The organism is Robinsoniella sp. RHS (assembly GCF_001029355.1).
In the GTDB taxonomy this organism is placed as follows: domain Bacteria; phylum Bacillota; class Clostridia; order Lachnospirales; family Lachnospiraceae; genus Robinsoniella; species Robinsoniella peoriensis.
Window position 1 is genome coordinate 1 of sequence record NZ_JNGB01000092.1, and the last position, 19,978, is coordinate 19,978.

Consider the following 19,978-nt stretch of genomic DNA (forward strand, 5'->3'; position numbering starts at 1 on the left):
ATTCTGGGACCTAAGATTCTTGGTAAAGCAACAACGGAATTATTCAATGGCCTGGTAGCGAAGATATCCGGTTCGGGAGGAATTGATTTTACAAAAATTGGACGTATACTGATTTTAATGTTGGGCTTATATCTATTCAGTTCCTGCCTGTCCTTTGTACAGGGATGGATTATGAGCGGTATTTCACAAAAGCTGTGCTACCGTTTCCGTGAAGAGATTTCCAAGAAAATTAACAGGATGCCGATGAAGTATTTTGAGTCCAAAACTGTGGGTGAGGTTTTATCCCGCATCACAAATGATGTGGATACGCTGGGACAGAGCCTGAATCAGAGCATTACCCAGCTGATTACATCCATTACCCAGCTGATCGGTATTTTTATCATGATGATGAGCATCAGCCCGCTTATGACTCTGATTGCCATTGTAATACTTCCAATCTCTGCAATCCTGATTGGTATTGTTGTGAAGTGTTCTCAGAAATATTTCGTGGCACAGCAGAAATATCTGGGAGAGATCAACGGACAGGTAGAAGAGGTTTACAGCGGACACAGCATCGTTCAGGCTTTTAACAGGGAGAAGACAGTAGAAAAGGAATTTGATGAAACTAATGCAGTTTTATTCCAGTCAGCCTGGAAATCACAGTTTTTATCCGGTATGATGCAGCCGATTATGGGCTTTATCGGTAATCTGGGATATGTAGCAGTTGCGCTCAGCGGAAGTATTCTGGCTGTAAAAGGTGCCATTGAAGTAGGTGATATTCAATCCTTCATTCAGTATGTTAAGAACTTTACCCAGCCCATTGCCCAGGTAGCGCAGGTATCTAATATGCTTCAGTCAACTGCTGCAGCAGCAGAGCGTGTTTTTGAATTTCTGGGTGAGGAAGAAGAAGAACTGGTTGCAAAAAATCCGGTTCAGTTAGATAATATAGAAGGAAGAGTCACATTCGAGCATGTTCATTTTGGATATAATGCAGATAAAATTATTATCAATGATTTTAACTGTGAGGTAGAGCCGGGACAGACGGTTGCTATAGTAGGCCCTACCGGAGCGGGCAAGACTACGATGGTGAAGCTTCTTATGCGTTTCTATGACGTGAACAGCGGGAGTATTAAGGTTGACGGGCACGATATCAAAGATTTCAACAGAAGCGAACTGAGGGAATATTTTGGCATGGTACTGCAGGACACCTGGCTGTTCAAGGGAACCATTATGGAGAATATCCGATACGGACGGCTAGAGGCTACAGATGAAGAGGTAATAGCGGCAGCGAAAGCGGCTCATGCCCACCACTTTATCCAGACGCTTCCCGGGAGTTACCAGATGGAGCTCAATGAGGATGCCAGCAATGTATCTCAGGGGCAGAAACAGCTGATCACGATTGCAAGAGCAATTTTGGCTGACAACAGGATAATGATTTTGGACGAAGCCACAAGTTCCGTAGACACCAGAACAGAATCCAGAATACAAAGAGCAATGAACAATCTGATGAAGGGGCGTACCAGCTTTGTTATCGCTCATCGTTTATCTACAATTAAAGATGCCGACCTGATACTGGTAATGAAGGACGGCGATATTATAGAACAGGGTAACCATGAAGACCTGCTTGCAAAAGATGGATTCTATGCAAGCCTGTACAATTCCCAGTTTGAGGAAATGACTGCTTAGAGCAGATGCATACCGCAAATTAAGGTGTGCAGGTTGAGGAAATGTATTATAAAACACGTTCTGAGGCGTGTTTAAAGGAGGAAATAGTAAGATGAGTAGAAAATGCATCACGATTGACAGACAGTATGGAAGCGGAGGAAGGGAGGTAGGGAAGATGCTGGCAAAGCGTCTTGACATCCCTTTCTATGACAATGAGCTGTTGATGATCGCCGCAGAAAAGTATGGCATTAATCCCGGGATCATGCGTGAACATGATGAGAAGAGAAATGGAAGCCTTTTGTATAATATAGCGATCATGACCAATGGACAATATGATAAGGTAAACCAGCCATATAAGATTTTCCAGGCAGAATGTGATACCATCAGGCGATTGGCAGATGACGGTCCGTGTATTTTTATCGGAAGATGTTCCGATTATGCCCTGAAAGATAAATGCAAAACACTGAATATTTTTATCTATGCATCTGCTATGGCTGATCGTATTAACAGAGCAGGCAATGTAGATAAGATTGAGAAGAAAAACATAGAACGATTTATCAAGCAAAAGGATATGCAGAGAAAAAGTTATTATAATTCTTTCACGGAAAAAGAGTGGGGGGATATGGCAAATTATGATCTGTGTTTGAATACCTCCACCTTGGGATATGAGAAATGTGTGGATATAATAGAAAAGATTTACAGAGGTTAACAGTGATTATGTGGTTAAGTTAGATCGCAGTTTATTATTCTCTTATTATTACAAACAGTTTAGCTGTGAGTGCAGGGATCCGGAATGGGCTTCAGTTTATAGACTATCAATATATTGAAAATAGTTTGAAGATTAAGTTCAAATAAAAATTAGTGGCTATGTGGCTTACATAGTCACTTTTTGTTTGGGTATAATAAGGTTATATTTTATATAAGGAGGTGATGCCCTATGACAACTAGCAAGAAACCCAATAGATTAATACATGTAAAAAGTCCTTATCTACTTCAACACGCTTATAATCCAGTTGACTGGTGGCCTTGGTGTGAACAAGCATTTACAAAAGCAAAAGCAGAAGATAAGCCTATTTTCTTATCTATTGGGTATTCCTAACGTTGGTTATAGAAATCTTGTTGTCATTGGTGCCATGTGATGGCACATGAGTCTTTTGAAAATGAAAAAATTGCGGAGATTTTAAACCGGAATTATATAGCAGTGAAGGTAGACCGGGAGGAAAGACCGGATGTGGACAGCGTTTATATGTCCGTCTGCCAGGCAATGACCGGTCAGGGAGGCTGGCCGCTTACCATTATCATGACTCCGGAGTGCAAGCCGTTTTTTGCAGGAACATATCTGCCCCCGAAAGCCAGATATGGAATGACGGGACTGGATGAATTGCTGGACATGATTGCGGACAGGTGGAAAAATGAAAAAAAGCGTCTTCTGCAGACAGGGGATGAAATCTTAAATTTCCTAAAAGAGCAAAACAAGGAAAGCCTCAGGGGAGAACCGGATGTGAAATTGGTAAAGGAAGGATTTACCCAGTTTTTGGAAAGGTTTGAACAAAAATATGGAGGGTTCGGCAGTGCACCAAAGTTTCCTACACCTCATAATCTGTTATTTCTGATGGAATATGCAAAAAAAGAGAATAAGGAAGAAGCCCTTAAAATGGTGGAAAAGACCTTATGCCAGATGTATCGGGGCGGAATGTTTGATCATGTGGGTGGCGGGTTTTCCAGGTATTCCACAGACGAAAAATGGCTTGTGCCCCATTTTGAGAAGATGCTCTATGACAATGCCCTCCTGGTGATCGCCTATCTGGAAGCCTATACCATAACGGGCAAAGACCTGTACTTGTTTGTAGCAGAAAGGACACTTCAATATGTAGAATCAGAGCTTACGGATAAAAAGGGAGGCTTTTACTGCGGACAGGATGCGGACAGTGATGGGGTGGAGGGTAAGTACTATGTATTTGACCCCGATGAAATAAAAGAATATCTGGGAGACTATGACGGAGAGTATTTCTGCCGCTGGTATGATATTACTTACCATGGTAATTTTGAAGGAAAATCTATACCGAACCTGATTGATAATCCCCGTTTTGAAGAAAGAAACAGCCGAATTGCCAAAATAAATAAAACACTTTATCCAATTCGCAGGAAGCGTGCCAGCCTTCACAAGGACGACAAGATCCTGCTTTCCTGGAATGGGCTGATGATAGCTGCATTTGCAAAAGCATATGCCGTAACCGGAGCGGAATCTTATCTGCGTACAGCATTGAAAGCAGAACAGTTTATCACCCAGAAACTGGTGAAAGGAGGAAAGCTTCTGGTACGTTACCGGGAGGAGGATTCCGATGGAGAAGGAAAAATAGATGACTATGCTTTTTACTCTTATGCACTGCTGATGCTTTACGGTGCCACTTTTCGTGTTGAACTTCTGGAAAAGGCATTGTCTTTTGCCGGAGATATGGTAGATCAGTTTTTTGATTTTGAAAATGGCGGATTCTACATTTATGCCAAAGATGCACAGAAGCTGATTGTACGTTCAAAAGAAGTATATGACGGGGCAGTTCCGTCAGGGAATTCGGTTGCTGCATTTGTGTTATATAAATTGGCCCGGATAACAGGGGAAGAAAAGTGGCAGGAGTTATTTCATAAACAGATCTGCTTTCTGGCGGGTAATATTGCAGAATACCCTTCCGCTTATAGTTTTACTTTGCTGGCTCTGATGCAGGTTCTGTATCCATCCAGGGAACTAATCTGCCTGGAGCCCTCCGGAGAAGAGATAGAAGAGCTTCGGCAACTTGGAGAGAGGGACAGCAATCTTGCAATTGTGGTAAAGACAAAAGAAAATGCCGAAAGACTAAAAAAAATAGCTCCATTTACGGAAGATTACGGGATCATACCCGGAAAGACACAATTTTATCTGTGTACCCGGAACAGATGCCAGGCACCTGTGGACAGTTTGAAAGAGATACAGAATATTTTATAAATGGGGGACATTTACTTGACGTATCTGTTATAATATTGCAAGAATGATTTATAAAACCTGTACAACAGCACAGAATGCTATTCGAGGGAGGATAAGAATGAAGTTTTCAATTTTAATTGTAGAGGATGAACCCGATATCCGGGAAATGATAGAGGAAGCACTTACCCAGCCGGAATATACGATCTATACAGCCGGGGATGGACAGGAAGCATTGGAACTTATAAGGCAAAATGACTTTGATTTAATTATCTTAGATCTGATGCTACCAAAAGTGAATGGAATGACAGTGCTTAAAAAAGTCAGGGAACAAAATACGGTACCGATTTTAATCTTATCTGCGAAGGACGGTGAATTTGAAAAGGTATTGGGACTGGAATATGGAGCAGATGATTATATTACAAAACCTTTTTCCGTTATGGAGTTACAGGCCAGGGTAAAAGCATTTTTACGCCGCACCACGATATACCATGCGAAAGCGGAGCATCATGATTCCAGGATTGCGATTGGAGATCTGACGATTGAAACAGAGGATCTGGTGGTGAAAAAGAGAGGTGTTCCCGTTAGTCTGACCGCAAAGGAATTTGAGATCTTAAAATTATTTGCGAATCATCCGGAGAAAGTATATACCAAGGTTTCCATTTACCAGGAGGTATGGGATGAGGAGTTTTTGCATGATGACAATGTCATCAATGTGACGATAAGGAGGCTGCGGGAAAAAATCGAGGATCAGCCATCCGATCCCCGGTACATAAAAACGGTTTGGGGAATTGGTTATAAACTGGGGACACCGGTGGAGGGCGGAAAATGAGCAATATAATTTTGTGCTTTGTTTGTGTCATACTGGCTGTCGGATTGATAATTGTATTATCAAAATACATAAACCAGTCCAGGCAGTTAAATAAAATCACGGGTGAAATCTCCGGATTTTTAGAAAAAGGTTCTTCGGATACCCTGCTCGCACTTTCTGATGAAAAGGAAATACAAAAGCTGCTGGTTCAGATAAATGACCTTCTGGAGCGCCAGAACTCACTGGAAATGGAGCGGAAAAATCAGGAAGACAGCAACCGTAAAATGCTGGCGAATATTTCCCATGATTTGAAGACACCATTGACGGTCATTCTGGGATATTCCGAAATGATACGAAACCAGGAGGGGATCTCTCTGGATTCCATCCAGCAAAAAGTAGAAAAGATATACAGGAAGACCACGGATGTTTTAGAAATGATCAATATTTTTTTCGACCTGGTAAAAATAGAATCCGGTGAACTGGCATTGGAGATGCAGGAACTGGATCTGTGCGAAATTGCCAGAAATGAGATACTGAACTATTATGATATGCTTCAGGAGGGCGGTTTCGAAGTGGACATTGATATTCCGGAAGAAGAAGTACCGGTTGAGGCAGACAAGCAGGCGGTGAAACGAATATTAGCTAATCTGTTACAAAATGCCATTAAATATGGAGCGGACGGCAGATATCTGAGACTGGGGATTACATGGAAAGAAGATTATGTAATGATCCAGGTAGAAGACCATGGAAAAGGGATTATCGAAGACAGCCAGGATAAAATATTTGAACGGCTGGTTACCCTGGAAGACTCCAGGAATAAAAAATACCAAGGCAGCGGTCTGGGGCTAACGATTACCAAACGCCTGGTGGAGGCAATGGGAGGAAGTATCAGAGTAAAGAGCAGACCATTTGTAAAAACAGTGTTTACCGTATCCCTGCCAAAGAAATGAATCCGGCATCAGCATCCTGCCCTTTTTCAAAAGTAATTCTTTTAAAAGAATTATGTAAGGAATTTGTAATCAATGGTAAATTTATTCCGTTATAATAATATTCAGAAAGAGCAAAACCAGAAAGAGCAAAACCAGAAAGAGCAAAACCAGAAAGAGGGAGATATCAGTATGTCGGATATTATAGTATTAGAAGATGTAACAAAAACATATAAAGGCATAGAAGTGGTGAAAAATGTTACTATGCGTGTGAAACAGGGGGAAATTTATGGATTTTTGGGGCCCAATGGTGCAGGTAAAACTACAATCATGAAAATGATTTTAAACCTGGCGAAACCGGATATGGGCAACATCCGGGTATGTGGAGAAGTCATCCAAAAAGATTCATACGAGTATCTGAGAAATATCGGTAGCATTATTGAATATCCGATATTTTACGAGAAGCTGACAGCGTGGAAGAACTTGAAGCTGCACTGCAATTATATGGGATTTTATAACAAGAAAAGAATCCGGGAAGTTTTGGATCTTGTGGATTTAAAAGGGGTTGACAATAAACTGGTAGGAGAATTCTCATTAGGTATGAAACAGCGTCTGGGGATTGCAAGGGCTATGATAACAAATCCAAAGTTATTAATTCTGGATGAGCCGATTAACGGTCTGGATCCGATTGGAATTAAACAGATCCGTCAGCTTTTAATAAAATTAAAGGCATCCTACGGAACCACTATTTTAATATCCAGCCACATTATTGCGGAGATTGAACAGTTGGCGGATACCATTGGAGTGATTGACAAGGGCGTTCTTACTAAAGAGGTATCCATGTCCGAGATCCACCATGATTCATTACAATACCTGGAAATAGAAGTAAATGATATCCACAGGGCGGCTACCGTTCTGGACAATGCATTCGATCATTTGAATTTCAAAATTGTCTCTGAAAACAGGCTCCGTATTTATGATAATAACAGACAGGCGGAGATTAGCAAGGAGCTTGTAATGGCTGGTGTCGGCATTCTGAATATGGTTTATAAGAATGATACGCTGGAAGATTATTTTATTCATACAATTATGGGAGGAAATGAAAATGATTAAGCTGATGAAACTGGAACTTGAAAAAGAAAATCTGAGCAAGAATCTGCTTGCCTGTGTAATTATATTATTAAGCTGTATCGGTATTACATTATTGGGCAGCATACTGGAGGATGAGGCAAGTATCGAAAGTGCAAAGGACTTACTTATGCTGGGCTCTTTGATTTTACGGGTGTGTTTCGGGATTTTTGCGGGAGTTCTGATTGCAAAACTAATTATTGGTGAATTTGGTAAAAAAACTATAAATACGTTGTTTACTTATCCGGTCTCCAGGAAAAAAATTATAGCAAGTAAACTGCTGATCGTATTTTCCTGCACATTTATAGTGATTGTACTGACTGATTTGCTGTTTGGGACATCGCTATTTCTGATTAATATTTTTATTCCCCTTACGCCGGACAGAATTGAATTTTCCACGGTACTGGGAAGAATTCCGGATATTTTATTTGGGGCATTTATGACTGCAGGATTAAGCCTGATTTCCTTGTATTTTGGAATGAAAAAAAAATCTTCTTCGTCAACTATCGTGGCGGCGGTAGTGATTAATATGCTGATTAATGCTAATGTAAACATTACTGGCGGAAGTAATGGCAGCAATGCAAATTTATTCAACATTCCAATTTTTCCAATATTATTATGTATGGCTGGAATCGTAATTGCATACCTCTCTTATCGGAATATTGAAAATTTAGATTTATAATACCGTTAGCGGCAGAAGATCCTGCGTAGTAGAAAAGAATAACGGGGCAGCCGAATTGAGAACTGCTGCCAACAGACTGCAGACAATCATCTTTTTTTGATGATTGTCTGTTTTTACGTTAATTTTAATGCCATTTTAATGCGAACACGGATATAGTTTAACACCACTTTTAACCCATACATGTTAGGATGTTATCAGTTTAACAGCTCAGAGAAAAGAAGGAGGAGAAAAAGATGATGGACATTATCATGGTTGGCGTACTGGTGCTCTGTTTTGTACTTGTGAAGCTGTTTACCGACTGGTGTGAGTCCCAGGTGAAAACGGGGAAAAAATAATCCAGGACAATGTATAGAAAAAGATGGAGGTATGCTATGTTATTCTTAGGTATCATCATAGCGGCATTAGCGGTATATCTGGTTTATGCGTTAGTAAATCCGGAAAAATTATAAGAAAAATCAAAAAGTTGATTTTAGGAGGGTAACAATGTTACAGATATTATTGACTCTGGCGATCTTTTTGATACTGGTTATTCCAATGGGAAACTATATGTATCACATCGCCACGAAGCAGAAAACATTTGCAGATCCTGTATTTAACAGGGTGGATAACTGTATTTTTAAAATATGCCGGATTGAACGGCAGGGTATGAACTGGAAACAGTATGCGTTAAATCTGATTATGGCAAATGCAGTTATGATATTTGTCGGTTATTTGATATTAAGGCTTCAGGGGCTCCTGATGGGGAATCCAAACGGGATCGGTGGTATGGAAGCAAGCCTCAGCTTTAACACGATCATCAGTTTTATGACGAATACAAACTTACAGCATTATTCCGGGGAATCCGGGCTGTCTTATTTAAGCCAGATGCTGGTTATTATATTTATGATGTTTACATCAGCGGCTTCTGGGTATGCAGCGTGTATGGCATTCTGCAGAGGATTGGCTGGAAAAGGAAAAGACCTTGGGAATTTCTATGAAGATATGGTACGTATTACGACCAGAATTTTAATTCCTTTTGCATTTTTAGTAGCATTGCTTTTGATCAGCCAGGGAACACCCCAGACGCTCCAGGCAAACCAGACAGTGCAGACTATCGAAGGAAAGCTGCAGGATATCGCAATGGGGCCGGTGGCAGCATTGGAATCTATCAAGCATCTGGGTACCAACGGAGGCGGTTTCTTTGGAGCCAATTCCTCCACGCCGTTTGAGAACCCCACAATTATTTCTGATATTGCAGAACTGATCTCCATGATGATTCTTCCGGGTGCCTGTGTGGTGACCTTTGGCAAGATGATACATGACAGAAAAGGCAAGAAAGAGAAAAAGGAAAGACTTCCCATGATTGGAAGACAGGGAAGAGTGATCTTTGGCGCAATGTCAGTGATCTTTATGATAGGACTCACCCTTTGCTTCTTCTCTGAACAGGCAGGCAACCCGGCTCTGGAGCAGGCAGGACTGAGCCAGGATATGGGAAGCATGGAAGGAAAAGAAGTACGGTTTGGGATAGCTCAGTCAGCTTTGTTTACTACGGTAACTACTTCCTTTACAACCGGTACGGTTAACAACATGCACGATACACTGACCCCTCTGGGTGGAATGGTACCGCTGTTACATATGATGCTTAACTGTGTGTTTGGCGGTAAGGGCGTTGGACTTATGAACATGATTATGTACGCAATACTGGCGGTTTTTCTGTGTGGGCTGATGATCGGAAGAACACCGGAATATCTGGGGAAGAAGATCGAAGGTAAAGAAATGAAGCTGGTGGCTCTGGTACTGATTGTACATCCGTTGCTGATTCTGGGATTTTCCGCATTGGCGGTTTCCACTACGGCAGGCCTTGCAGGAATTACCAATCCGGGATTCCATGGGCTGAGCCAGGTACTCTATGAATATTCCTCGTCCGCCGCGAACAATGGTTCCGGTTTTGAAGGACTTGCAGATAATACGGTATTCTGGAATGTGACTGCGGGGTTAGCTATGTTCTTTGGCCGATATCTGGCAATTATTGCACAGCTGGCTATAGCCGGTTCCCTGTTTGCCAAGAAACGTGTTAATGAAACAATTGGTACGCTGCGTACCGACAATGTAATTTTTACGGTTATATTGGTATTTGTTGTATATATCTTTGCCGCATTGACGTTTTTCCCTGCATTAGCACTGGGGCCCATTGCGGAACATCTGACATTATGGTTTTAGAGAAGAATGAGAGGATAAGAAAAATGTCAAAGGAAAATAAAAAAAAGTTCATCACAAAGGACATTTTAAAAAGTTCCGTTGCAGGAGCCTTTAAAAAACTGGATCCCAGATATATGATGAAAAACCCGGTTATGTTTGTAGTGGAGGTTGGTTTCTGCATCACACTGCTGCTGACAATCTGGCCTACTGTTTTTGGGGATCAGGCGGAGTTAAGGGCGTATAACGGGATAGTTACACTGATTTTATTTATTACCATTTTATTTGCCAACTTTGCAGAATCTGTTGCAGAGGGGCGGGGTAAGGCACAGGCCGAGACGCTGAAAAAAACAAAGCAGGATACAAAAGCCAGATTATTACTGGCTGGAGGAAGCGAACGGGAAGTAAATGCTTCTGAATTAAAAAAAGGTGATATCGTCCTGGTGAGAAACGGAGAGCTGATCCCAAATGACGGTGAAGTAATAGAAGGGGTTGCATCCGTGGATGAATCCGCAATAACCGGAGAATCGGCACCTGTTACCAGGGAGTCCGGCGGTGACTTTTCATCTGTAACGGGAGGAACAACGGTAGTCAGCGACTGGCTGAAAATACGGATAACTTCTTCCCCAGGAGAATCATTCCTGGATAAAATGATAGCATTGGTAGAAGGTGCTTCCAGACAGAAGACACCCAATGAGATTGCACTGAACACCCTTTTAGTAGGACTGACCATTATTTTTATGATCGTAATTGTGTGCTTATATCCATTCGCAAAATATTCAGGAGCAGCCATACCCATTTCAACCATGATCGCACTTATGGTATGCCTGATCCCAACAACCATTGGCGGCTTACTGTCGGCGATTGGTATTGCAGGTATGGATCGTGTAACCAGATTTAATGTGATTGCCATGTCCGGTAAAGCAGTTGAGGCATGCGGTGATGTAGATACGATGATATTGGATAAGACGGGAACCATTACCTTTGGTAACCGCCTTGCGGCAGAATTTTTCCCGGTTAAGGGAATAGAAAAAGAAGATCTGGTAGATTACAGCGTGATGTGTTCGCTCAGTGATGCAACACCGGAAGGCAAATCTATTGTAGAACTTGGCAGAACACTGGATTGTAAGATCAAAGCAAATATGGCAGATCAGATGGAATTTATAGAATTTACGGCTCAGACAAAAATGAGCGGCGTGAATTTAGCAGACGGAACAAGGGTAAGAAAAGGTGCTTACGATGCAATGATCCAGTATGTAAGAGAAGCCGGCGGAAATGTCCCGGATGATCTGGAAGGTATTGTGTCAAAGGTATCAGGACTTGGCGGAACACCACTCGTGGTGTGTGCAAAAAATGTAATATACGGCGTAATTTACCTGAAAGATACTGTAAAACCAGGATTGGTAGAGCGGTTTGAACGTTTGCGTGAAATTGGAATCAAAACGGTTATGTGTACCGGTGACAATCCCCTTACAGCAGCCACCATCGCAAAAGAGGCCGGAGTGGATGAGTTTATTGCAGAATGCAAGCCGGAAGATAAAATTGAGGAAATCAAAAAAGAGCAGGCACAGGGAAAGATTGTTGCAATGACTGGAGATGGTACCAACGATGCTCCCGCACTGGCACAGGCAAATGTGGGAATCGCAATGAACAGTGGTACATCAGCAGCAAAAGAAGCAGCCAATATGGTGGATCTGGATTCCGATCCCACTAAGATTCTGGAAGTGGTTGAGATTGGAAAGCAGCTTCTGATTACGAGAGGTTCCCTTACCACATTCAGTATTGCAAATGATATCGCTAAATATTTTGCAATTATTCCCGCCATGTTTACCCTGGTGATTCCACAGATGGAACTGCTGAATATTATGAAACTGGCAACTCCTTTCAGTGCGATTTTATCAGCTCTGATCTTTAACGCAATCATCATACCTTGCCTTATTCCGATTGCTATGCGTGGTGTGAAATACAAACCTATGAGATCAGAGAAAATGCTGTTAAAGAACATGTCTATCTATGGTCTGGGCGGAGTGTTAGTACCTTTTGTGGGAATTAAGCTGATTGACTTATTAATATCCCCGGCACTTTCTCTGTTGGGATTATAAAAGTACAAAGTGATTAAGGCAAAATTATGAGTGTCAGTAATACAGGGAAACCTGTGAAGAGCATTGGTTATAAGTTGAAAGAAAATTATAATATAGAAAGGAAGCCACGATATAATTCGTTCAAGTTATATTGTGGCAGTATTGCAGGCAAGCCTGCAGTATGCAATGGGTAAAAAAATGAAATCTTTTATAAAAATGTTAAAACAATCTTTTATTTTGACAGTTGCCCTTCTGCTTTTGTGTGCAGTTGCTTATCCACTTGCGGTCAATGGTGCAGGCCAGCTTGTATTTCATAAGCAGGCAAATGGAAGTCTGATTGAAGTGGACGGCAAAGCGGTAGGATCGGAGCTGATCGGACAGCAGTTTACGGATCCCAGATTTTTTCAGGGAAGAATCTCTTCTGTAAATTATAATACCTACACAGAGGAAGACCTGATCGCAGATGAAGAAGGAAATACTGCATATGGCGGTGTATCATCAGGATCATTTAACTATGGCGCTACCAATCCTGATTTACAGGCAAGGGTGGAGGCGGATCTTCAGGAGTTCATGAAATCCCACCCCGGTGTGAAAAAAGAAGATATTCCTGCGGACCTGTTAACTGCATCCGGTTCCGGATTAGATCCTCATATCAGTCCCCAGGCAGCAAAAGTCCAGGTCGCTGCAGTAGCAGAAGCAACCGGGCTGTCGGTAGAAGAAGTACAGAAAATTGTGGATAACAATACGGAAAATAAGGTGCTTGGTGTATTTGGAGAAAATCGGGTGAATGTATTAACAACAAATATTGAAATAGCAAAGGCAATTGGTTTGATATAAAGAAATACAAGGGTGACCGGAATGCCAACCAGTAAGGCTTGAAAAAGAGTACTGGCTGGTATGTCAGGTCATCCTTTAAGCATGTCGTAATAATGCTTGTGTTTATATTCTAGAGGAGGTGTTTGTATGGAAGAAGAAGTCAGACCTGACCCGCAGGCACTGTTAGAACAGGTTCGTAAAGAGGAGAAGCAGCAGGAAGCAGACAAACGTGGAAAACTGAAGATCTTTCTGGGGTTTGCAGCAGGTGTGGGAAAAACTTATACGATGCTGGAAGCGGCTCATATGATGCTGGAGAAGGGGGTGGATGTGGCAGCCGGATATATTGAACCCCATGCCAGACCCGATACCCTGGGGATGATGGAAGGGCTGGAGCAGACAGCGCCCCTGATGATGGATTATAAAGGAATTAAAATCCGTGAGATGGATCTGGATGCATGTCTTGCCAGAAAGCCGGAACTGCTGTTGGTAGATGAACTGGCGCATACCAATACAGAAGGCTGCCGACATAGAAAACGTTATCAGGATATAGAAGAAATTCTGAATGCAGGCATCAATGTATATACTACGGTTAATATCCAGCATCTGGAGAGCCTCAATGACCTGGTGGCGGGAATTACGAAGATCAAGGTGAAAGAGCGGATACCGGACAGTGTATTTGATGAGGCAGATCAGGTTGAGGTAATCGATATTGAACCCGATGACCTGATCCGCAGATTAAAAGAGGGCAAGGTATATAAGGAGAATCAGGCTCAGCGGGCGGTACATAACTTCTTTGCTAAAGAAAAGCTGATTGCACTGAGGGAAATTACGCTGAGAAGGATGGCGGACCGCGTGAACCGTCTGTCTGAAACCGAGGTGTCCAAGGGACGTAAGGGATATTATGTAGGAGAACATATTCTGACCTGTGTCTCCGCATCGCCTACAAATGCCAAAGTAATCCGTACGGCTTCCAGGCTTGCGTACGCCTTTCACGGAGAATTTACCGCATTGTATGTAGAGACACCCCGATTACAGGGCAGTGACCGGAAAGTAAAAAAGATGATGGAAGAAAACTTACAGCTGGCAAGGGATCTGGGAGCTAAGATCGCTACAGTCTATGGTGAAAATGTTGCATTTCAGATTGCAGAATACGCCAAGGTAAGCAATGTATCAAAAGTAGTTATCGGAAGGACAAATCATAAAGTTTATTTTGGACAGTCCAAACGGACGCTGGTGGAGCAGCTGGCACAATATACCCAGGAGATGGATATCTATGTCATACCGGATCTTCAGCCCGGGGATAAGCACAGACGAATTTCTTACCGCAGGGAGGAGCTCAACTGGGGAGATTTTCTGATCACTGCAGGAATACTGACGGGAAGTACAGCGATAGGAATGGTGTTCCGGAATCTGGAACTGCCGGATTCCAATATTATTATGATATATATACTGGGGGTTCTCGTATGTGCAATGCATACCAACGGAAGAATCTGTTCCATTGCAGCATCCATATTCAGCGTACTGCTGTATAATTTCTTTTTTACAATTCCGTTTTTAAGTCTGCAGGCACATGGGAAAAGTTATCCTGTCACATTTGCCGTTATGTTCGCAGTGGCACTGCTGTCGTCCTCAATGACGGCTAAGATCAGAAGGCAGGGGAAGGAAAGCAGTAAAATGATTTACCGGACAGAACTGCTGCTGGACAACAGTCGGCGCCTGAGCAGGGCACAGAATATAGAAGATGTTATGAAAGAAATATCCAGCCAGGTACTGAAACTAACGAATCTGTCCGTTCTGATTTACTTAAAACAGAGAGAGAAAATAACCGGACCCAGGCTCTTTCCTCGAAAAGGAATGTCTAAAGAGGATATGAAAGAATATGTAGTAAAATCAGAGCGGGCAGCTGCCCAGTGGGTATTTCAGAACCATCACAGGGCAGGGACCTGCACCAGCACCCTGCCGGGAGCAAAAGCTTTATATCTGCCGGTGCAGAATAATGAAAAAGTATTTGCGGTAGTGGGGATTGTGCTGGAAGAAAGAAGAGAGATAGCACCTTTTGAATATGGGCTGCTGATCGCCATGTTAAATGAGGCTGCACTGGTGTTAGAACGGTATATGGAGTAAAAATAAGTTGACGCTTATGAAAAATAAGACTATAATAGTCAAAAATTGTTAGAAGAAACAAGGTTTAGTTCTGTAGTGGACAATTTTATCTTAAATTGGGGTTTAGCTGAGGAATGACGCTTTGTAGATGTAGGTAGTGTACGGAAAGATGGGTGTGGGAAACTGGCATGGGCTCCGTCAGCTGGCCGCAGAACTGCTCTACGCTTCCTACGCCCATACCAGTTTCCCACACCCATCTTTCCGAGATTCAGTTTACTGACACAAAGCTGGTTTTCTCAGCCTGGTGGAGACCCTTGGGCTGTGACGGGCTGTTCTTTATTGGATGCTGGGCAGTATGTTTCGGCTGTTTGCGTAAAAGAAGATGGAAGTTTGCGTAAAAGAAGATGGAAGTTTGTTCTTTTTTCTGATTACAGAATGAAAAATAAATTCCGTTCTCAAGATTAGTTGCTTTACGCCAATCGCGTCCGGCATGCCACAACCCCAGGGTTCCAGATTGTTTAAAAAGTATAGGATAGAGTGAGATTGTTACCTGAAGTTTTTTATAGGTTCTCGCCGGAAAGAGGAAAAGGAAATGGAATTAAAGATCAGAGGATAGGAGGAAAAAGATCTGGAACAGATGCGCCGGATCTGGAATGAGGTAGTGGAGGATGGGGAGGCATTTCCCCAGAGGGAAGGGTTAAGCGAAACAGATGCCAGAGAATTCTTCGCTTCCCAGAGCTTTACTGCCGTTGCGGAAAGGGAAGGTGAAATTATAGGACTGTATATCCTGCATCCCAATAATGTGGGGCGCTGCGCACATATATCCAATGCCAGTTATGCAGTCAGTAAATCCGTAAGGGGAATGAAAGCTGGTGAAAAGCTAGTGAAACATTCGCTGGAAAAGGGAAAGGAACTGGGATTTCGGCTCCTGCAGTTTAATGCCGTGGTTAAAACAAATCTGTCTGCGATACATATTTATGAAAAACTGGGATTTGTGCAGCTTGGAACCATTCCCGGTGGATTTCTGCGTAAATGCGGAGAATATGAAGATATTATCTTATTTTACCATGAACTATAGAAAGCGAAACAAGAAAGGGGAATCCTGACAGACTGCCAGTGGTATTTCCGGAGTCCTGTGTTCCAAATAGAGAAATCAGAGGCAATATAAATATATGAGCTGCCTCTGAAATATTTTCTATATAACTTATTAATTTTAGGGATTGATTTTTCTGTTTATACAGGTTATACTGAAGACAACAATGGCAGGAGCCATTACATTTCTTAAATATCAGTATGCATTATCCTATTGTCCATGCTTTTCTATAAGCAGATATTATAGGCCCGGAGTGTATTTGAATAATTTGAACACACGCTCTAATATAGGCCGATTCTCAGATTGTACGTTTCTGTACAAAATTCCCTGATTCAATAGATAAATGAATGTAATGAGACCCAAGATGGTATATTTCGTTTTCCTGCTATAAGTTCATTAATGAAATTGGGAGGTACTTGAATGCAGGAAAAGATATTGCCGGAAGGCGGGGAGATAAGCGGATTGCCTCGAAACTATCATGTAAACAGAAAACATAAAGACAGTCTGTTACGGCTGATCTTTCAGAATAAAAGAGATCTGTTAGAATTGTATAATAGTATCAATGGCACTAAATATGAAAATGAGGAAGACCTGATTATCAACACCATGGAAAATGTGGTTTATATGGGGATGAAAAATGATCTTTCCTTTTTAATTGGAGGGACATTAAACCTCTATGAACATCAGAGTTCTATAAATCCGAACATGCCTTTAAGAGGATTATTTTATATTTCTGATTTATATCAGGGCTATATTGAAATGAGCGATGCGGACATATATGGGAGTAAGTTAATTAGCCTGCCGATGCCGCAATACCTGGTTTTTTATAATGGTGAAGAAGATGAGCCAGACCGAAAGGAGCTGTTTTTGTCAGATGCCTTCTTTCAATCGGATAAGAAGAATGGGGCCGCCATTGAGTGCAAAGTGGTAATACTTAATATTAATTTGGGGCATAACCGCATTTTGATGGAACAATGCAGAAGATTGCAGGAATATGCCCGGTTCATATCGCTTATCCGGGAATATTTATTTAAAATGCCATTAGAAGAGTCCATAGAGAAAGCCGTAAATCAATGCATAGATGAGAATATACTGAGAGATATTTTATCCAAGAACCGAGGGGAGGTTACGAGAGTGATTTTAGAAGAATACGATGAAGAAAAGCATCTTAGGTCAGAGAGAATATTTTGGGAAGAAAAGGGAAGGGAATTAGAGCAGCAGTCATTTATTCAATTAATCAGTGCAATGGCTTCCGATGGACGGGCGGGAGATATTGCCAGATTGGCATATGACCGTGAATTTTTAGTTAAAATGAAGGAAAAGTACAGAGCAGATCCTATTTTAATCAGGTAGTTCTTACTAAATTTGCAAAAAAGCTTGTCAAAATATATTTAACAGTGTTAAAATTTTAAAGTAAATTATTTACCAGACGATACGAAAGATTGGAGAAAAAAATATGAGCATTAGAATTGGTATATGGGGCTATGGAAACCTGGGACGCGGAGTAGAATGTGCGTTAAAGCAGAATCCGGATATGGAACTTGCCGGTGTGTTTACAAGACGTGATCCTAAGACCGTTCAAATCCTGACAGAAGGTGCTTCCGTTTATTCCACCGAAGATGTGGAGAAAATGAAAGATGCTGTTGATGTTATGATTTTATGCGGGGGAAGCGCTACAGACCTGCCTGTACAGACACCAAAATGTGCCCAGATGTTTCATGTAGTGGACAGCTTTGATACCCATGCAAAGATTCCGGAACATTTTGCTAAGGTAGATGAGGCTGCAAAAAGTAATGGCAAAATCGGTATTATTTCAGTTGGCTGGGATCCGGGAATGTTTTCTTTAAATAGAATGTATGCAAATGCACTTTTACCAAATGGAACAGATTATACTTTTTGGGGAAAAGGCGTAAGCCAGGGACATTCGGATGCAGTTCGCAGAATAGACGGTGTAAAAGACGCAAAACAGTACACGATTCCGGTTGACAGTGCTTTGGATGCAGTGAGAAATGGAGATACTCCGGAGCTTACAACGAGACAAAAACACACCAGAGAATGTTATGTAGTTGCAGAAGAGGGAGCAGATCTGGCACGTATTGAAAATGAAATTAAAACTATGCCGAACTATTTCTCAGATTATGATACAACCGTGCATTTTATATCCGAAGAGGAGCTAAAGAAAAATCACAGTGGAATCCCTCATGGAGGATTTGTGATCCGCAGTGGCAAGACAGGCTGGAATGAAGAAAATACACATGTTATTGAATACAGCCTGAAGCTTGACTCAAACCCTGAATTTACGTCATCAGTACTTGTGGCATATGCAAGAGCTGCCTATCGTTTAAGCCAGGAAGGACAGAGCGGATGTAAGACAGTATTTGATATTGCTCCGGCATATTTATCTGCCCAGAGTTCAGAGGAATTAAGAAAACAGTTATTATAAATAAAACGAACTGCAGCCGGATCTAAAATGGCTGCAGTTCGTATTGATATTATGCACTCAAGTACTAGAGTGTGTTTGAAAATTGCTTTCTGACAGATGTGCCGCAAAGTGGGGCGTGCAGATGGCAGGAATGAATTTTCAAACACGCTCTAAGGCGAACGTTTTGTAATGTTCTATTAAATGCATTATATTGGGGTTTAGATGAGTAATGACGCTTTGTAAATGATAGGTAGTGTACGGAAAGAGAAGGGGGCCAGCCAGGACATTGATTTGGAAGGCTTACCGCAGAACTGGCATTTTCTAACCTTCCCAGAGCCCTTTTTGGCGGCACGCGGGCATTCGCTGCGAAATCCTGATGCATTTCGCAGCTCACTGCCCGCTTACAATCCGATGGGAGCCAGTCGAATTGTATCCGCCAAAAAGCACTCTGGGAAGGTAAGTAAATACTCAGCTCTGCTATACGCCTTCCAAATCAATGTCCTGGCTCGCCCCCTCCTCTTTCCGCGATAGCATTCGTTGATACAAAGCTGGTTTTCTCGAGGCCACTGAAAAAGTCCCCTATTTTTAAAAGAGTTTGTCATATTACACAAATAAATATTAGTTTTATGTTTTTATAGGACCTTAACAAACGAATCTATCACGTTCCTTGGAGAGTAGAGAACTTTAAAATTTTAACCTTTTGTGCAATATTACTTTGGCTTAAACTTTTTCAGTGGCCTCGGTTTTCTCAGCGTGGTGGGACCCTGGGGTTGTGGCATGCTGAACAATATTGGCGTTAAGCAACTGATCTTGAGAACAGGATTTGTTTTATATTCTGCAATCAGAAAAAGGAATAGACTTTCATCTTCTATTATGCATAAACTGTCAAAATATACCGCTCTACATCCAATAAAGAACATCCATCTACACCCAGGGAATCTATCATGCTGAGAACGAGTAACATAAAGCAACTGAACTTATCACAGTGATTTGTTTCTTCATTCCAGAAAAAGTAGCAAACTTTCATCTCCTTTTACGCTTAAATAGCCGAAACATACTACGCTACATCCAATAAAGAACAGCCTGCCACAGCCCAGGGGTCCAACCATGCTGAGAAATTCAGCTTTGTGGCGGTAACATG

Annotated in this window: 15 protein-coding genes and 1 pseudogene; all 16 read left to right on the forward strand. The window is 41.8% G+C overall.

Going from position 1 to position 19,978, the window contains the following annotated elements:
• Positions 1-1,665, forward strand: a 1,665-nt coding sequence (locus tag RHS_RS22760) for an ABC transporter transmembrane domain-containing protein (protein ID WP_047834458.1), incomplete at its 5' end; no start/stop codon positions are given.
• A 91-nt stretch (positions 1,666-1,756) separates the two neighbouring features.
• Entirely contained in the window at positions 1,757-2,353 is a 597-nt protein-coding gene (locus tag RHS_RS22765; protein ID WP_027293318.1) for an AAA family ATPase, read from the forward strand.
• A gap of 228 nt (positions 2,354-2,581) precedes the next feature.
• Positions 2,582-4,624, forward strand: a pseudogene (locus RHS_RS22770) (thioredoxin domain-containing protein).
• 97 nt (positions 4,625-4,721) lie between these two features.
• A complete protein-coding gene (locus RHS_RS22775) occupies positions 4,722-5,432 on the forward strand; it encodes a response regulator transcription factor (protein ID WP_047834460.1) in 711 nt (236 codons plus the stop codon).
• The gene (locus RHS_RS22780) at positions 5,429-6,361 is read left to right on the forward strand and encodes a sensor histidine kinase KdpD (RefSeq protein ID WP_047834461.1); all 933 of its coding nucleotides are present in this window, start codon (positions 5,429-5,431) and stop codon (positions 6,359-6,361) included. The genes RHS_RS22775 and RHS_RS22780 overlap by 4 nt, the downstream gene beginning before the upstream one ends.
• Positions 6,362-6,433: 72 nt before the next feature.
• Positions 6,434-7,450 carry an ABC transporter ATP-binding protein gene (locus RHS_RS22785; RefSeq protein ID WP_330373872.1) on the forward strand — a complete coding sequence of 339 codons (1,017 nt, stop codon included), beginning with the start codon at positions 6,434-6,436 and terminating at the stop codon, positions 7,448-7,450.
• On the forward strand, positions 7,443-8,147 hold the full coding sequence (locus RHS_RS22790) for an ABC transporter permease (RefSeq protein ID WP_027293323.1): 705 nt from the start codon (positions 7,443-7,445) through the stop codon (positions 8,145-8,147). Before RHS_RS22785 ends, RHS_RS22790 begins: the two co-directional genes overlap by 8 nt.
• 371 nt (positions 8,148-8,518) lie before the next feature.
• Complete coding sequence (gene kdpF, locus RHS_RS31695; protein ID WP_138003007.1) at positions 8,519-8,596, forward strand: K(+)-transporting ATPase subunit F; 78 nt, start codon at positions 8,519-8,521, stop codon at positions 8,594-8,596.
• A 34-nt stretch (positions 8,597-8,630) separates the two neighbouring features.
• Positions 8,631-10,346: a potassium-transporting ATPase subunit KdpA gene (gene kdpA, locus RHS_RS22795; protein ID WP_047834462.1), complete on the forward strand. Its 1,716-nt coding sequence runs from the start codon at positions 8,631-8,633 to the stop codon at positions 10,344-10,346.
• Between the two features lie 23 nt (positions 10,347-10,369).
• Positions 10,370-12,424, forward strand: a complete 2,055-nt coding sequence (gene kdpB / locus RHS_RS22800) for a potassium-transporting ATPase subunit KdpB (RefSeq protein ID WP_027293325.1) — start codon at positions 10,370-10,372, stop codon at positions 12,422-12,424.
• Between the two features lie 177 nt (positions 12,425-12,601).
• Positions 12,602-13,240: a K(+)-transporting ATPase subunit C gene (locus RHS_RS22805; protein ID WP_334291695.1), complete on the forward strand. Its 639-nt coding sequence runs from the start codon at positions 12,602-12,604 to the stop codon at positions 13,238-13,240.
• Between the two features lie 126 nt (positions 13,241-13,366).
• A complete protein-coding gene (locus RHS_RS22810) occupies positions 13,367-15,343 on the forward strand; it encodes a sensor histidine kinase KdpD (protein ID WP_047834463.1) in 1,977 nt (658 codons plus the stop codon).
• 616 nt (positions 15,344-15,959) lie between these two features.
• On the forward strand, positions 15,960-16,400 hold the full coding sequence (locus tag RHS_RS22815) for a GNAT family N-acetyltransferase (protein WP_047834464.1): 441 nt from the start codon (positions 15,960-15,962) through the stop codon (positions 16,398-16,400).
• Between the two features lie 435 nt (positions 16,401-16,835).
• Positions 16,836-17,768, forward strand: coding sequence for a hypothetical protein (locus RHS_RS22820; RefSeq protein ID WP_047834465.1), 933 nt, complete (start codon positions 16,836-16,838; stop codon positions 17,766-17,768).
• A gap of 103 nt (positions 17,769-17,871) precedes the next feature.
• Positions 17,872-18,858: a diaminopimelate dehydrogenase gene (locus RHS_RS22825; protein WP_047834466.1), complete on the forward strand. Its 987-nt coding sequence runs from the start codon at positions 17,872-17,874 to the stop codon at positions 18,856-18,858.
• Between the two features lie 82 nt (positions 18,859-18,940).
• Positions 18,941-19,027, forward strand: a complete 87-nt coding sequence (locus tag RHS_RS31700; protein ID WP_395023404.1) for a DUF6783 domain-containing protein — start codon at positions 18,941-18,943, stop codon at positions 19,025-19,027.
• Positions 19,028-19,978: the final 951 nt, after the last annotated feature.

Bases quoted from the DNA above. Each gene is read 5' to 3' on its own strand.
- RHS_RS22805 (WP_334291695.1), top strand. From the start codon at position 12,602: ATGAAATCTTTTATAAAAATGTTAAAACAATCTTTTATTTTGACAGTT.
- RHS_RS22780 (WP_047834461.1), top strand. From the start codon at position 5,429: ATGAGCAATATAATTTTGTGCTTTGTTTGTGTCATACTGGCTGTCGGA.
- RHS_RS22810 (WP_047834463.1), top strand. From the start codon at position 13,367: ATGGAAGAAGAAGTCAGACCTGACCCGCAGGCACTGTTAGAACAGGTT.
- kdpB (WP_027293325.1), top strand. From the start codon at position 10,370: ATGTCAAAGGAAAATAAAAAAAAGTTCATCACAAAGGACATTTTAAAA.
- RHS_RS22815 (WP_047834464.1), top strand. From the start codon at position 15,960: ATGCGCCGGATCTGGAATGAGGTAGTGGAGGATGGGGAGGCATTTCCC.
- RHS_RS22785 (WP_330373872.1), top strand. From the start codon at position 6,434: ATGGTAAATTTATTCCGTTATAATAATATTCAGAAAGAGCAAAACCAG.
- kdpA (WP_047834462.1), top strand. From the start codon at position 8,631: ATGTTACAGATATTATTGACTCTGGCGATCTTTTTGATACTGGTTATT.
- RHS_RS22825 (WP_047834466.1), top strand. From the start codon at position 17,872: ATGAGCATTAGAATTGGTATATGGGGCTATGGAAACCTGGGACGCGGA.
- RHS_RS22765 (WP_027293318.1), top strand. From the start codon at position 1,757: ATGAGTAGAAAATGCATCACGATTGACAGACAGTATGGAAGCGGAGGA.
- RHS_RS22775 (WP_047834460.1), top strand. From the start codon at position 4,722: ATGAAGTTTTCAATTTTAATTGTAGAGGATGAACCCGATATCCGGGAA.
- RHS_RS22820 (WP_047834465.1), top strand. From the start codon at position 16,836: ATGCAGGAAAAGATATTGCCGGAAGGCGGGGAGATAAGCGGATTGCCT.
- kdpF (WP_138003007.1), top strand. From the start codon at position 8,519: ATGTTATTCTTAGGTATCATCATAGCGGCATTAGCGGTATATCTGGTT.
- RHS_RS22790 (WP_027293323.1), top strand. From the start codon at position 7,443: ATGATTAAGCTGATGAAACTGGAACTTGAAAAAGAAAATCTGAGCAAG.